Origin of the sequence: Paenibacillus sp. URB8-2, assembly GCF_013393385.1 — a bacterium.
Taxonomy (GTDB): Bacteria; Bacillota; Bacilli; order Paenibacillales; family Paenibacillaceae; genus Paenibacillus_AQ.
Genome location: NZ_AP023239.1, coordinates 2,934,830 through 2,949,088 on the forward strand (window position 1 = coordinate 2,934,830; position 14,259 = coordinate 2,949,088).

At 53.5% G+C, this 14,259-nt stretch carries 12 protein-coding genes; 9 read left to right on the top strand and 3 right to left on the bottom strand.

Annotated elements, in window-relative coordinates:
• Window positions 1-162: 162 nt before the first annotated feature.
• Genes PUR_RS13465 through PUR_RS13475 form a run of 3 tightly spaced genes read left to right on the top strand, consistent with a single transcriptional unit; the run spans window position 163 to window position 1,432 of the window.
• Window positions 163-516: a VOC family protein gene (locus PUR_RS13465; protein WP_179035685.1), complete on the top strand. Its 354-nt coding sequence runs from the start codon at window positions 163-165 to the stop codon at window positions 514-516.
• An 11-nt stretch (window positions 517-527) separates the two neighbouring features.
• Complete coding sequence (locus tag PUR_RS13470; RefSeq protein WP_232101494.1) at window positions 528-899, top strand: GNAT family N-acetyltransferase; 372 nt, start codon at window positions 528-530, stop codon at window positions 897-899.
• A gap of 5 nt (window positions 900-904) precedes the next feature.
• Window positions 905-1,432: a GNAT family N-acetyltransferase gene (locus PUR_RS13475; protein ID WP_179035686.1), complete on the top strand. Its 528-nt coding sequence runs from the start codon at window positions 905-907 to the stop codon at window positions 1,430-1,432.
• Between the two features lie 185 nt (window positions 1,433-1,617).
• Here PUR_RS13475 and PUR_RS13480 read toward each other — a convergent pair whose 3' ends face one another.
• Window positions 1,618-2,943, bottom strand: coding sequence for a hemolysin family protein (locus tag PUR_RS13480; protein WP_179035687.1), 1,326 nt, complete (start codon window positions 2,941-2,943; stop codon window positions 1,618-1,620).
• 145 nt (window positions 2,944-3,088) lie between these two features.
• Here PUR_RS13480 and PUR_RS13485 point away from each other — a divergent pair, with 145 nt between their 5' ends.
• Window positions 3,089-3,847: a DUF1836 domain-containing protein gene (locus PUR_RS13485; protein ID WP_179035688.1), complete on the top strand. Its 759-nt coding sequence runs from the start codon at window positions 3,089-3,091 to the stop codon at window positions 3,845-3,847.
• A gap of 160 nt (window positions 3,848-4,007) precedes the next feature.
• Window positions 4,008-5,150: an MFS transporter gene (locus PUR_RS13490; RefSeq protein ID WP_179037906.1), complete on the top strand. Its 1,143-nt coding sequence runs from the start codon at window positions 4,008-4,010 to the stop codon at window positions 5,148-5,150.
• Between the two features lie 30 nt (window positions 5,151-5,180).
• On the opposite strand, the gene PUR_RS13495 is transcribed toward PUR_RS13490, so the two are convergent.
• The gene (locus PUR_RS13495; protein WP_179035689.1) at window positions 5,181-6,014 is read right to left on the bottom strand and encodes an alpha/beta fold hydrolase; all 834 of its coding nucleotides are present in this window, start codon (window positions 6,012-6,014) and stop codon (window positions 5,181-5,183) included.
• A 121-nt stretch (window positions 6,015-6,135) separates the two neighbouring features.
• Between PUR_RS13495 and PUR_RS13500 the strand changes: the two genes are divergently transcribed.
• The 3 genes from PUR_RS13500 to PUR_RS13510 are packed head-to-tail and all read left to right on the top strand — an operon-like array spanning window position 6,136 to window position 11,569.
• Window positions 6,136-8,046 carry a TerB N-terminal domain-containing protein gene (locus tag PUR_RS13500; protein WP_179035690.1) on the top strand — a complete coding sequence of 637 codons (1,911 nt, stop codon included), beginning with the start codon at window positions 6,136-6,138 and terminating at the stop codon, window positions 8,044-8,046.
• Window positions 8,047-8,054: 8 nt separating this feature from the next.
• A complete protein-coding gene (locus PUR_RS13505) occupies window positions 8,055-9,377 on the top strand; it encodes an ATP-binding protein (RefSeq protein ID WP_179035691.1) in 1,323 nt (440 codons plus the stop codon).
• The gene (locus PUR_RS13510; RefSeq protein ID WP_179035692.1) at window positions 9,374-11,569 is read left to right on the top strand and encodes a DEAD/DEAH box helicase; all 2,196 of its coding nucleotides are present in this window, start codon (window positions 9,374-9,376) and stop codon (window positions 11,567-11,569) included. The genes PUR_RS13505 and PUR_RS13510 overlap by 4 nt, the downstream gene beginning before the upstream one ends.
• A gap of 406 nt (window positions 11,570-11,975) precedes the next feature.
• On the opposite strand, the gene PUR_RS13515 is transcribed toward PUR_RS13510, so the two are convergent.
• Window positions 11,976-13,052, bottom strand: a complete 1,077-nt coding sequence (locus PUR_RS13515) for a permease (protein WP_179035693.1) — start codon at window positions 13,050-13,052, stop codon at window positions 11,976-11,978.
• A gap of 155 nt (window positions 13,053-13,207) precedes the next feature.
• Between PUR_RS13515 and selD the strand changes: the two genes are divergently transcribed.
• Window positions 13,208-14,257, top strand: a complete 1,050-nt coding sequence (gene selD / locus PUR_RS13520) for a selenide, water dikinase SelD (protein ID WP_179035694.1) — start codon at window positions 13,208-13,210, stop codon at window positions 14,255-14,257.
• Window positions 14,258-14,259: the final 2 nt, after the last annotated feature.

The window sequence follows — 14,259 nt, forward strand, 5'->3', positions numbered from 1 at the left end:
GGGTCCATTCTCCTGACATCAGTGTGTTCGTTCCGGCATTGTGACAAATTATATCACAATTTTATGCTTTTCCCTAAGCAAACGGCAGGAAATGCACTTGTAATATCGAATGGTTCTATTGGAATATCCAATTTCGCATCTTCCAAAGGAGGGTTTTTGACGGTGAACAGTCCCATCCTGACTCAGATTGGTGGCGTTTTTATTCCGGTTAGCGATATTGAAAGATCGAAAGATTGGTATTGCGATCTGCTTGGCTTGCCGTCTGACGGTGAAATTCTGTTCGGACATCTGTTCGTGATTCCGATGACAGGGCCGGCCATAGTGCTGGACAGCAGAATTTACACCAGCGAATGCGTTCTGAATACACCGTTGTTTCACCTGAATAGCCATGATATCGACGCCGCTTATGATTTTGTGAGGCAGAGCGGAGCCGAAATATTGACCGATATCGAGCATGACCATTGGTTTAACTTCAGAGACCCGGACGGAAATGTGTTGATGGTCTGCCGCTCTTAGGAGGCCTATGTGTGAAAGAAGACCGTTTTATGATCAGAGAAGCCGTACCGGAGGATGCCCGCCCGATAGAGGAGCTGTACCGGCTGCTGCTGCCGGATCATCCGGATATTGAGGTTCGGCCCGACCGGATACGTCAGATATCGTCAAATCCGGACAGCTTTCTGTACGTATGCGAAGAAGATAACGTAATAGCGGGCACGGTGCATTTGCACTTATGTATGGATGCGCTGAGCGGAACCCGCCCTTTTGCCGTTGTGGAAAGGGTAGGGATGAAGCGCATCTTTTTTATGCCGCGCTCGGCTATGACGGAAAAGGAAGTAAATTATTTAAAAAATACCTTTAAAATGAAAATACAAAATGAAAAACAGACGATTGGGAAGTGAACATAGTGGGTGTAACTTTAAGGGAACTGGTTCCCGGCGATGCCGAGGAACTCCTCCGCCTGCAGCACGCACTGGACGAAGAAACAGCTTTTATGATGCTGGAGCCGGGCGAGCGGCATTCCAGTGCGCAGCAGGTTCGGGAGATGATACAAAGTTATTCTGCGGCGGAGACATCCATTCTGATCGGTGCGGAAGCGGGCGGACAGCTCACGGGCTATGTTTCAGCAAGAGGAGGCGGGGCAAACCGCAACCGTCACAGCGCCTATATCGTAATTGGGGTTCTTAAAAGCTATCAGGGTATGGGAGTGGGCGGCGCGCTGCTGAGCGAACTGGAACCCTGGGCCAAAGAGAACGGAATCGTCCGTCTCGAGCTTACGGTGATGAAGCATAACGCTCGGGCAATTGCCTTGTACACCAAAAGCGGCTTCTCCGTTGAAGGAACCAAAGTCAAATCGCTCAGAGTCGACGGCAAATGGGTGGACGAATATTATATGAGCAAAATTATCGAGGCTTCGGCGGAAGAGAATACATAAGATGGACAATCCGGAGACTGCATGAGAGCAGATGGTTTGAAGATAGATGCTCCGCCTATTTTGTGAAATTCGCTTCTCAGGTATGCCTGATGAAATTGCAGTGATCTTCTCATACATAAAGCAGCCCGTTCTCGCCGAGACCGGGCTGCTTTAATCATTGACTGACAGGACTTAAAACCGGCTTTCTACGTGAATGATTCCGCTGCGGCATCCCCGTCCGACCTCGTTCCAAGCTCGATTTCAACTTTGCGGACGCGGTGGCGGTTCATTTCGCGGACAGTTAGCGTATCCTGCCCATGCGCGATTTCTTTGCCGACAGCAGGCTCTTCCAGATGGCTGTATACCCAGCCGCCGATTGTGGTCACTTCGTCATCTTCAAGGTCCAAGCCGGTTAGCGTGCGAAGCTCAGGCAGCGACACCTTGCCGTCCACCATATAATGGTCTTCTCCGAGCTTCTCTACGCTTTTGAGTTCATCTGCGTCGAATTCATCGCGTATTTCGCCGACGATTTCTTCCAGAATATCTTCGATCGTAATAAGCCCGGAAGTTCCGCCGTATTCGTCAAGCAGGAGAGCGATATGCACCCGTTCCTTCTGCATGCGGGTCAGCAGCGTCTTTACAGGCGTAACTTCGGAAACCGTCAGGAGCGGATGGATGAGATCTTTAAAATTGAAACTGGGATTGCTGTCATATTCGAGATACATCTGCTTTGTATTGACCATACCGATAATGTTGTCCTTGTTGCCTTCCGCCACCGGAAAGCGGGTATACTGTTCTTTGCGGATAATATTCAGGTTCTCTTGAAGAGAATAATTGGTAAACAGGCAGACCATATCCGTACGCGGAACCATGATCTCACGGGCCAGCATTTCGTCAAAAGCGAAAATCCGGTTAACATAGCCGTATTCGGCTTTGTTGATCTTGCCGCTTTCATAACTCTCAGACAAAATAAGACGAATCTCTTCCTCCGAGTGCGCCTCTTCGTGCTCGCTGGCCGGCTTCATCCCGAACAGGCGAACCAGAAGATTGGCAGAGCCGTTAAGCAGCCATATTAAAGGAAACAGGATACGATAGAACAAAATAATCGGTTTGGCGGTCAGTAGACTGATTTCTTCGGCTTTGTTGATGGCTGCGGTCTTCGGTGCGAGTTCGCCGATAACGACATGCAGAAACGTCGCAATAAAGAAAGCCAGTACGAATGACAGGACATGGCTAAATTCGCTGCTGATGCCGGCCCAGTGGAAGAACGGATAGAGTAGCTGCTCAAAAGCGGGCTCCGCAAGAGCACCAATGCCCAGAGCAGTAATGGTGATGCCAAGCTGGCAGGCGGACAGATATCCGTCCAGATTGGCGGAAACCTTTTGAACGGCTACTGCATTTTTTCGTCCTTCAAGCACCATTTGGCTGATCCGGCTTCCCCGTAGTCGCACAACTGCAAATTCCGTAGCTACAAAAAAAGCGGTAAAAACAATCAAAACGGCCACCAACGTCAAACTAAGTCCTATACCCATATAATCGGTACCATCCCTTTCCTTAATAAAATAGGTTATACTCCTATTATAAGTTCATTTGAACTCATTTTACGAACTTTTTAATTGTATTTCAAATTTTGCGGATTTTTCAACAGGTCAAAGACAAAGGAGGAGCTGAACGGCTATGGAATCATTTACATTAACCCGCATGGAGATGTCCTCACTTCTGCTCTCACTGACCGGCGAGTCCGATCATACTCCGCTGCATATTTTACAGGAGGCGTGGACCAAGCTTCACCGCCAAGAAATGAAGGAGGGTACATCGCTAAACGCATTTTTGTCCACGGATATTCCAGCTATTCTGCAAAAAATCATCCATGGGGGGAAGGCCAAAGGATTGTCCCTCCAGGAAATTGCCGCACTTGGAGCGCTAATAGAGTATTCCACAATTTCCATTACCGCTATGCAGAACTGGGTGAAACGAGATTTCAAAGAATATCTTGGCGCGCCGAGAGAAGGGAAAAAGTATTCGATCAACCAAGCGGCTATACTGTTTATGATCGAGGATCTGAAATCTTCACTCGACTTTCGGAGCATTCGCCAATTGTTTCGCATGCTGTTTCTGAAACCGGAACAGGATGATGACGATCTGCTAGAGCCTGTACAACTGTATGGCGCGTATGCCTTATTATTCGAAGAGAACCGGGAAGCTGACAGTCCGGAAGAAGAATGGAACCCGGAAAATCCGCGGGACAAGCTTTGGAGCAGCGGAAGATGGGCCCTGGCCGCCGAACAGGCGGTACAGCGGCTATCCCACCTCAATCGGCCTCAGAGGGAAACCGTGCGGAACTCGCTGTTAATTGCAGCGATTTCGGTTCAGGCCTGTTATTTTCAGGCGCTGGCCAGACAGTATTTCAACGCCTCTCTGTTCCTGGACTTCTGAGGCGATCCGGAAGATGAAAGGTTTCAATTCAATCAGGGAAAGATTATATTACAATTACTAAGTCGGAAATTAGGGGGATTCAAGCGTGGAAGCAAAAGCAGACGGATTGCTAAAGAGCCCGAAGCAGCGCAAGCTGCTCTTCAGCGCAGGGTTAAGCTGGATGTTCGACGCCATGGACGTCGGCATGATTTCCTTTGTCGTTGCGGCGCTGGCCAAGGAATGGAGTCTTAGACCGGGACAGATCGGTCTGTTGACGAGCATTAATTCGCTGGGCATGGCTGCGGGAGCCGCTGCCGCGGGCATCCTGGCCGACAAATACGGCCGGAAAAATATTTTGTTATGGACGCTGGTCATCTTCTCGGCAGCCACCGGCTTGTCGGCGCTCGCGGCGGGATTTGCCATTTTGTGCGTGCTGCGTTTCATAGCGGGCTTCGGGCTTGGCGGCGAACTTCCCGTCGCATCCACACTCGTGTCCGAGAGCGTTGAGCCTAGAGATAGAGGCCGGGCGGTCGTTCTGCTCGAAAGCTTCTGGGCGGTGGGGTGGATCGCCTCCGCACTGATCGCATATTTTGTCATTCCGGATTACGGCTGGCGTGTTGCCCTCATGATCGGGGCAGTACCGGTGCTGTATGCCCTTTACCTTCGACGGGCCATCGACGATTCTCCACGGTTTGCAGGAATCCGCAAGGCGCCTGTTCCATTTGTGGAACGCTTCGCCTCGGTATGGTCGGCTGATAACCGCAAGTCTACCGTTATGCTCTGGATTTTGTGGTTTACGGTCGTCTTCTCCTATTACGGAATCTTCCTATGGCTGCCGTCGGTGATGGTGCTGAAAGGCTTCAGCCTTGTGCGGAGCTTTGAATACACGCTGATAATGACGCTGGCCCAGCTTCCCGGTTATTTTACCGCCGCCTATTTCATCGAGAAGTTCGGCCGCAAATTCGTGCTTGTCGTATACCTCTTCTTTACCGCTGTCAGTGCGGCCTGGTTCGGCTTCGCCTCTTCCGAGGGAATGCTGATCGCCGCAGGCATCTGCCTGTCATTCTTCAATCTAGGCGCCTGGGGCGGAATGTACGCCTACACTCCGGAGCTGTATCCTACGGCTGTCCGCTCGACGGGAGTCGGACTGGCCGCTTCGTTCGGCCGGATTGGCGGCATAATCGCTCCGCTGCTCGTTGGCGTGCTTGTTGAGCGGTCCGTCGGCATTCAATCCATTTTTCTGCTGTTCTTCGTTACGGTGATCATAGGCGCAGCAGCCGTACTGTTTCTCGGCAAAGAAACGAAAGGGACGGACCTGCTATAAACAATTCGCGGTCCATCCCCACAGCCAACATTATATTTTTTTTAAAAACTCATCAAAATACCTATAAAATTCTTCTTTGTTTGCTAGATGAACATTGTGATCGGGATTCGACACTTCTTGGGCAATACAATTGGAGAGGAGCGACTGCATTTCAACAAAATCTTCGTCTGAAACGGCATCGTTGCCTTTTGCTCTGATTAACAATACCGGACACTGTATGCTCGGAAGCAGATGAAACCAATCCACATCATGCGCAATGCCGGCAGCCATAGCCTGGGAACTGAACAACATCTGATACCCCTCAACCGTTTCTACCAGACTATTCATGAAATATTGATAGCTCAGCTTCGAATCCGTAGCATGTTGAACAAAATCCATTGCTTCACTTAAGCTGGAAAATGGTAATGACCAATCTTTGGTCAAAGGGTCAACGGTTGGGATTGGATCTGCCTTCAGCATGTTGGGATTGGCGGGTCCTGACGCGGATCGGTCAAGGATTGCCAATGCTTTTACATATGTGGGATATAACGCTGTTAAATATCCGGCGACCCGTCCGCCCATCGAATGGCCTACGACAAGGACTGAGTTTATTTTTAAAAAATCCAATAGTTCAATCATGTCTCCTGCCATTTCCTCAGCCGTATATTTCGATGCGGGTTTCCCGCTCAATCCGTGTCCTCTTTGATCCGGTGCGATAATTCTGTATTGTTGTCCATAACGTTCTATAAAATCAACCCAGGTTTCGGCCCGGCCCCATCTTCCGTGGAGACAAAGAATAACCGGCCCTTCGGTTTGTGTATCAAAATAAAACAGATCGATGCTGTTCAACTTCGCAATATTTCTGTGGATTTTTGTTTTTCCCACCTTATTCACTCCCCTATATTAGGAAAAATCAAGATATTCAGTTGTTCCGTCTCCGCCACTTTTATTATAATGCGAATAAACGTTCCCGTGGTATGAAGCAAATCATAGGATTCATGATATAATGGTAGGAACTAAATGGGCGGTTCTTGGGCTGCCGGCAATGGAGCGGGATGGATCGATGAGCTATGACGACAAGCCGCATTTCTCAGAGTTGATCTGGGAGGGCGATGAAAAAAATATGGCCGTGCCTCCGCGCGAAGCGGCTCGGGAGGAGGAAAAACGAGCCACCGAGGCGGACAAGAGTCAGAGGTTGAAGGAAAGCCGGAGTATATCCGAAAGACCCGAACAGCTGAAGCTGTGGGATTTGGAGCTCCCTGGTCGCAGGGAAGATAAGCGCGGCGGACTCCAAAGCGCGGCGGTTCCCCGAAGAGACGAGATTGTAAAGGATAAAGAAACTGCTTCCTCCCCCCGGCCGGCCACGACGGAAAGCCAGTTCGTAGAGCATGCAAGGGAGTTGGCCGATTATACCGAGACGTCGGCGGAATTCGTCAAATTCAAGAGCTATTGGCCGACCTACGGGCACATGACCGGTCCGCAGACGAAATGGTATTTCTATTGGCGAAATGAAGTCCGGAACGGTCGTTATCCCGAAACCGATTTGTCTTATATTTTTCTGCATATATATGAGCTGATCAATGGTGTCGGCTGGGATACGCCGCAGAACGGCTATGAACAGCTATCCGGCTTATGGGAAGCTTACCGCGACACCTTCAAACGCCTCGATCACTATCTCGGCGGGTGGATTGCGGATTTCTCCTTTATCCATAAGCTGAATATTCCGCTGCGGGAAATTGTCGTCCGGGCTAAAGGTCTGGGCGGAGATTTGGCGGAGCTGGAGCTGAAACGCTGCCTTACGACCGCGCCGGAGCAGCTGACATTGACCGCGCTGTCGCTGATGTCGGACTACGATATTACCAAGTCAAAGTTTTATGCGGGTCCCGGAAATGAGGTGCTGGAACGTTTCGTTCCGCAGGTAGTTGGTCTGGTGAACGCTTATGTGACGCGCAAGCACGGTGCTTCGCTGCTTGAAATGTTTCCCCCCGGACCGCCGGCGATGAGGGAACGCTACTTGTTCCGCAGCGCCGTCTATGATATTTCAAAGTACGGCTATTCCGTCCTTGTCCCTGTCGTCCGTATCAGCAAATCTCCTCCGCTGAGGAGCCTGATCACCCGGCTGTTCCGGCTTACGGAAAATAAGCTGCGAGCGATGATGGACTACCGGGGGCGCCTGAAAGGTATTAGTATAGATAAAGACATTGAGGAGCTTGTCAGCAAATTCCTTGAACGAGAATTCCGCAAGGCGGAAAGGGAAGAGAAAGGACCGGATATTGTTATAGACAAGGACAAGCTGGAGCGGCTGCGCGGCGACTCGGAAGTTGTCCGCCATCTGCTGACGGTGGATGAACCGGAAGTGGAGAAGCCCGTCAGTGATTGGCCTGCGGCGGATTTGCCGACTGCGGACGAATCTAGCGCGTCTGTGCTTGCGCAGGGCAGCGAAGGAATTGGGCAGGAGCGGAACATTGCCGTAATATCTGACGGAACTGCGGGATCTGCAGTTTCTGCAGGATATGAAGGCGTAGTACCGGATACGCAGAAGCCGGTAGAGGAACTTCCGACTGCAGCAGACGGAGCGGCCAATGGAACAGCGGGCGCGATAATCAGGGGCAGCGAGGCCATATACGAAGCGCAGACAGCACCGAATGAACCGCAGGTGCCATCAATAGTGCCCGAGAACGAGTGGGAAGCAATGGCCGGCGCGCTCAGTCCCTTGCAGCGTCAGGCTGTATTGGCCCTTTCGGGGCCGGATGGTCCTGCCGAGCTGCGCAGACTTGCTGCTGCCCAAGCGGCGCTGCCCGATCTGCTGATTGACGAAATCAACGAAATCGCAATGGATGTGCTCGGCGACCTGCTGATCGACGGCGAGGAATTCTCGCCTGAGCATGCGTCCTTGCTGCAATACTTGAAGAGGTGACATAAGGCATGAATGAACTGAAAATACCGAAACGAATGACGACGGCGCTCGTCAACTCGCTGACGGCGGGCGTTGTCCCGCGCATTGGACTGGAGCATATCGCCGTCGGACGCCGCGCGGAGATCGAATCAATCTTGCGCGATCTTGACAACATTGCCGAAGGTGGCGCGGCCTTTAAGCTGATTACGGGCAAATACGGCAGCGGCAAAAGCTTTTTGCTCCAGATGATCCGCAATTACGCAATGGACCGCGGGTTCGCGGTCGCCGACGCCGATCTGTCGCCCGAGCGAAGACTGGTCGGCACCAAAGGACAGGGCTTGGCCACCTACAAGGAGCTGATGAGCCACTTGTCCACCCGCACCCGTCCGGACGGAGGAGCGCTGGAAGTCATCCTTCAGAAATGGATATCCTCGCTGCAGCAGAAGATTATGCAGGAACGGGGTATGGATCCCGGACATCCTGCTTTTGCCGGAGAGGTCGAGAAGGAGATTTTTGCCGTCGCCTCCGATATGCGGAGTCTCGTGCATGGCTTTGACTTCGCTAAAGTGCTTGCGGCTTATTGGAACGGCCACAAGCTTGGGGACGAGGATTTGAAGCAGGAGGCGCTGCGCTGGCTGCGCGGCGAATTCGCGACACGCACGGAATCCCGGAAGGCGCTGGGTGTCGGGGTCATTATCGATGACGACAACTGGTACGATTATATGAAGCTGTGGGCGGAATTTTCCGCGGCCATCGGCTACAAGGGGCTGCTGCTGTTCATCGATGAAGGCGTCAATTTGTATAAAATTACAAACAGCGTCTCCAGACAGAGCAACTATGAAAAGCTGCTGACCATGTTCAACGACACGATGCAGGGCAAGGCGGAGCATCTCGGGATTTTTCTTGGCGGAACACCGCAGTTTGTCGAGGATCACCGGCGGGGACTGTTCAGCTATGAGGCGCTGCGGTCCAGGCTAGTGGCCGGACGGTACGGCTTCGCCGCTCCGAATAATTTCTCGGGGCCGATTATTCCGCTCGACATGCTGTCTTCCGAGGAGATTCTCGTACTGCTGCAAAGACTTCGGGATATTCATTCGCTGCATTACGGCTATCCGTCCGCGTTGACCGACGACCAGCTTGTTCATTTTATGGAGGAAGCCTCTTCCAGGCTGGGCGCAGACGAACTTCTGACGCCCCGCGAGCTGGTGCGCGATTTCATGGACCTGCTGCATACGCTGCACGGCAGTCCGGAGACTTCATTCGAAAGCCTGGTCGGAGAACGGACAGCAGCCGGCAAATCCGAAAGCGGCAAGGATACGATGGACGATCTATTGGCGGAGTTTGAGCTATGAGCGATAACCCGTTTTACCGGCTTGCGCCGTTTATCAAGGAGTTTATTTACAGAAACCGCTGGGAAACACTGCGCGAAGCGCAGGTGGACGCCTGCCGGGTGCTGCTGGAGTCGCCGGATCATCTGCTGATCGCGTCGGGAACCGCGTCGGGCAAGACGGAGGCGGCTTTTTTTCCCGCGCTGACCGAGCTGTATGAGAATCCCTCTTCCTCTGTCGGAATTCTGTATATTGCTCCGCTCAAAGCGCTGATCAACGACCAGTTCGCCAGGTTGAACGACCTGCTGGTCGAAGGCGGCATTCCCGTCTGGCATTGGCACGGCGATGTGCCGCAGGCCGAGAAGACGAAGCTGATGAAGAATCCGTCCGGAGTGCTCCAGATTACCCCCGAGTCGCTTGAAGGCCTGCTGATGAACCGTCCGAACGCCATTCCGGCGCTGTTCGGCGATCTGCGCTTTGTCATCATTGACGAAGTGCATGCCTTTATGGGCGCCGACCGGGGCATCCAGGTGCTCAGCCTGCTCACAAGGATATCCCGAATGGCGGGCTGTTCTCCGCGCCGGATCGGGCTGTCCGCCACACTCAGCGACTATGATACCGCAACCCGCTGGCTTGCCGCGGGGACGCGGGAGCAGGTACGGATATCCGCGCCCCAGGGCGGGCGGAAGCTTCGCTTGAGCGTCGAGCATTTTTCTTTTCCCGATGCCCGGGACGAGAAGCAGTCCGAACAGCTGGAGCTTGCCCGCAAAGCCTATTACGACTACATTTACGACCATACCCGGCTTAAAAAAGCGCTGGTCTTCACCAACAGCCGCACCGACGCGGAAACGGCGATCCTTGAAATGAGGCGCATTGCGGCGAGGCGCCAGGAGCCGGACGTGTTCCACGTCCATCACGGCAGCATTTCCGCGATGCTGCGGGAGGAGGCGGAGGCCGCGCTCCGCGAAGGCCCCGGTGCGGCGGTTGCCGCAGCGACGCTCACGCTGGAGCTGGGCATCGATCTGGGCGAGCTGGAGCGGGTCATGCAGCTCGGGGCGCCTTACAGCTGCTCCAGCTTCGTGCAGCGGCTGGGCCGCTCGGGACGCCGGGGCGACGCCGCGGCGGAGATGATGTTCGTCACGCCGGAGGAAGAGGACGAGGAAGCGCAGCTGCCGGCGCGCATGCCCTGGACCCTGCTCCGGGCGATCGCCGTTATTGAGCTTTATGTGCGGGAGAAATGGGTCGAGCCGCTTACCGTTCGTAAGCTGCCGATGGGCCTGCTTTATCACCAGACGATGAGCATACTCAAGAGCATGGGTGAGGCTGAGCCCGAAGAGCTGCGGGAAGCCGTTCTCTCGCTCCCTTCTTTTCGGGATTTCAGCGAAGAGGATTATGACGCATTCATGGCTTACCAGCTGGGAATGGGCCAGATAGAGCAAATGGATGAAGGCAGCCTCCTGATCGGTCTTGCCGGAGAGAAGATCGTCAATAACTTTCGCTTTCTGGCCGTCTTCAAGGACGACGAGGAGCATGTCGTATATAACGGCACGGAGGAAATCGGGTCGATTACGACCGTGCCGCCCCCGGGCTACTGCTTCACGCTAGCAGGCAAGCTGTGGAAGGTGGAAGAGGTGGACAACCGCCACAAGGCGGTGTATGTGAAATCGTCGCGCGGCAAAGTCGATACATTGTGGCTTGGCGCAGGCGGCGATGTGCATACCCGGATCATGACCAAAATCCGGGACATACTCGGAGATACGACTCTTTACCCGTATCTCGCGCCTAGAGCGGCAGCCCGGCTTGAGCGGGCTCGGCGGCTGGCGCGGGAGAGCGGATTGCTTCTGCGCTCCGTACTTCCGGCCGGCGGCGATTCGCTGTTCATTCTGCCCTGGGCGGGCAGCCGGACATTCCGCACACTGGAGCGGCTGTTGAAGCACAAGCTGACGCGTCCGCTGGCCTTGCGCTCGGTTGTGCCGATGGAGCCTTATTACATGGTCGTCGCCGGAAAGGCGGACGCCGATTGGCTGGAGGCTTCCATCCTGGAAGCAGGCTCCGCAGGAGTAGACCCGCTGGAATTGCTGGCTCCGGGCGAAGCTCCCTACTTAGGGAAATACGACGAGTGGATTCCCCAAGACCTGCTGCGTAAAGCATTTGCGGTGGACGGTTTGGACGTCCCGGGCTTCCATGAGATGGTGGAGCGTTGGCGGAGGGACTAGCACTCGGTCAGAGCTTGAACGAAGGTTATATTTGAACTCAGAAGTCATGTGCATGAACGGGAAAACCTCCCTTTAATTCACTGTAATGAGGATATCTCAGCCAATAAACAGGAAAAACTCCAGCTAATTGGCCGTTTCCTCGTCATTTCGGGCTGAAACGCCAGTTTTATAGGGAGTTTTTCCCGCTTGAGCCTGACAGAAGCCTCATTTTGCAAAAATTAGGGGGAGGAATTCCGCTTCGTCCGGTCCGATGAGCCGATTCGTAATTTTTTGTATAACTTCGTAGTCTTTACATCAAAGAGTCTCTGAAAAGGGTATCTGGAAAAGCTAAAAACTCCCGATCCGCTGATAACAGCAGAAAGGGAGTTTTTGCTTAAGATTGCACTCAATAGGACAGCCAGATCGCTTACAGCACAAGCGCGCCCACGATTCCTCCGAGAATACCGATAGCTATTACCGAGAAGAAGACGAACCATACGACCCGTCGTGGAAAAGAACGGTATACCATTAGCAGGGACGGCAGGCTGATGGTCGGCAGCGTCACGAGCAGCGCTCCGGCAACGCCTGTTCCGAACCCGAACGAAAGAAAGGTTCCGATAATCGGAATTTCAGCCGCGGTTGGAATGACAAACAAAGTTCCTGCGATGGCGAAAATAATGACGGCGAGGATACCGCTGGCGACACCGGCTCCAAGAGACGGGAACATCCAGGCCCGCGCCGCGCCTAGCAGCAGAACGGTAATGACATAGGCCGGAACGACGGCAAGAAGCATTTTTCCCACTGCGGCCGTCCAGCGAAGCAGCAGCGGACCATCATTCGGGGAAGCTGCCTTCACCGGCTCGGCAATCGCCTCGGGAACCGTCGTATTCCCGGCGAATTTATTGGCGAAGTAGCTGATGCCGAACGTCAGAGCAAGTCCGAATACGATCCGCATCAATGTAAACTTCCACGACAATACAAAGGTCATGAATATCAGGGTTGCCGGATTAAGGACGGGATTGCCGATCCAGAACGCCAGCGCGGCGCCCACGGATACGTTCTTCTTACGCAGTCCGACCGTAATCGGCGCGGCGCAGCATGAGCACATCATGCCGGGGATAGAAGCAATTCCGGCAAGAGCCGTACTCTTGAAATTGGCCTTGCCGAGAAGGCGCAAAAGCCACTTGGACGGGATAAGCACCTGGACGAGTGAGCCCAGCAGAATGCCAAGCACCGCGGCTTTCCATACCGATTTGAAATAAGCGGCCGCATAATCCAGCGCGGCTTGCAGCGAAGGCGCGGGAGCCGCCGCTTCCTTACCGGTCAAAATGGAAGAACCGATGGAATGCTCGGCGGCAGCCTTAAACGCTTTGTGGTAGTAAGGCCACCACTTGACATAGGTGAGTCCGGCAATGGCGATAACCAGAAAAATAACCGCAAGTGCTATGGCCTTGAAATCTCCGGATTTTTGAGGCAGTGATGAACGGTTTGCAGCAGGTGACATAACAATGAATGACCTCCATCTGTTTTAATTCGAAATGTTACAATTATAACATAGCAGGGCAGCTAACAAAGCTTATTTTGCGAAAATATACTAGAATGATGTAATATATTAGGTACTGCGATTTTTGAATTCACGATTAAGGAGTTGAGTGTTTGATGTCTCAAACTGAAACGATAAAACTAACCTCTTTATCCTCTAAAGGAGGATGCGGCTGTAAAATCGGCCCCGCCGATCTCATGCAGGTTATCCGGAATTTGCCGAAATCGGTACCGAACCCCGATCTGCTGGTCGGACTCGATACGAGCGACGATGCCGGTGTGTACAAGCTGACCGATGAGCTGGCGCTGGTTCAAACGGTTGACTTCTTTACACCGATTGTCGACGATCCGTATTCCTTCGGCCAAATCGCCGCCGCCAATGCGCTGAGCGATATTTATGCCATGGGCGGAAAGCCGTTGACCGTCCTTAACATTGTCGCTTTTCCCATCTCCACGCTGGATAAAAGCATTCTGGCCGACATTCTGCGCGGCGCCGCGGACAAGGTGAGCGAAGCGGGCGCAACGTTAGTCGGCGGTCATTCCATCGATGATAAAGAGCCCAAATTCGGCCTTGCCGTAACCGGCCTCGTCCATCCGGATAAAGTGCGGACCAACGCCGGCTCACGGCCGGGAGACAAGCTGATCCTCACCAAGCCGATCGGGGTCGGGATTCTGACCACCTCGATCAAGAAAAGCCGGCTGTCCCCCGAAGAAACAGCACGGCTCACGGCGGTTATGTCCACACTCAATAAGACTGCCGCGGAAGTGATGAGCTCGTACGAAGTTCACGCCTGCACGGATGTTACGGGCTTCGGGCTGCTTGGACACGCCTCGGAAATGGCGAAGGGCAGCGGCAACGGGCTTACCATTCGGAGAGACGATGTACCGGTGCTGCCTAGAGCCCGCGAGCTGGCGGAGGAAGGCTTCGTTCCCGGGGGAACGCGCAACAACTTCGCTCATCTGGAAGGCTCAGTCATCTATCCCGAATCACTGGATCAGATCGGCCGTTATCTGTTATGCGATGCCGTAACCTCGGGGGGACTCCTGATTTCCGTGGCCGCTCATGAGAGCGAAGCACTCCTGGGAGATCTTGTAGCCGCTGGCGTAGAGGCCGCTGTCATAGGAGAAGTTACCGCCGAGCAACCGGGCCTAATTACGGTTGTTTAAGG

What these genes read in the sequence shown, in the direction of transcription:
- selD (WP_179035694.1), top strand. Translation starts at nt 13,208, where the DNA reads ATGTCTCAAACTGAAACGATAAAACTAACCTCTTTATCCTCTAAAGGA.
- PUR_RS13515 (WP_179035693.1), bottom strand. Translation starts at nt 13,052, where the DNA reads ATGTCACCTGCTGCAAACCGTTCATCACTGCCTCAAAAATCCGGAGAT.
- PUR_RS13485 (WP_179035688.1), top strand. Translation starts at nt 3,089, where the DNA reads ATGGAATCATTTACATTAACCCGCATGGAGATGTCCTCACTTCTGCTC.
- PUR_RS13500 (WP_179035690.1), top strand. Translation starts at nt 6,136, where the DNA reads ATGGTAGGAACTAAATGGGCGGTTCTTGGGCTGCCGGCAATGGAGCGG.
- PUR_RS13480 (WP_179035687.1), bottom strand. Translation starts at nt 2,943, where the DNA reads ATGGGTATAGGACTTAGTTTGACGTTGGTGGCCGTTTTGATTGTTTTT.
- PUR_RS13490 (WP_179037906.1), top strand. Translation starts at nt 4,008, where the DNA reads ATGTTCGACGCCATGGACGTCGGCATGATTTCCTTTGTCGTTGCGGCG.
- PUR_RS13510 (WP_179035692.1), top strand. Translation starts at nt 9,374, where the DNA reads ATGAGCGATAACCCGTTTTACCGGCTTGCGCCGTTTATCAAGGAGTTT.
- PUR_RS13505 (WP_179035691.1), top strand. Translation starts at nt 8,055, where the DNA reads ATGAATGAACTGAAAATACCGAAACGAATGACGACGGCGCTCGTCAAC.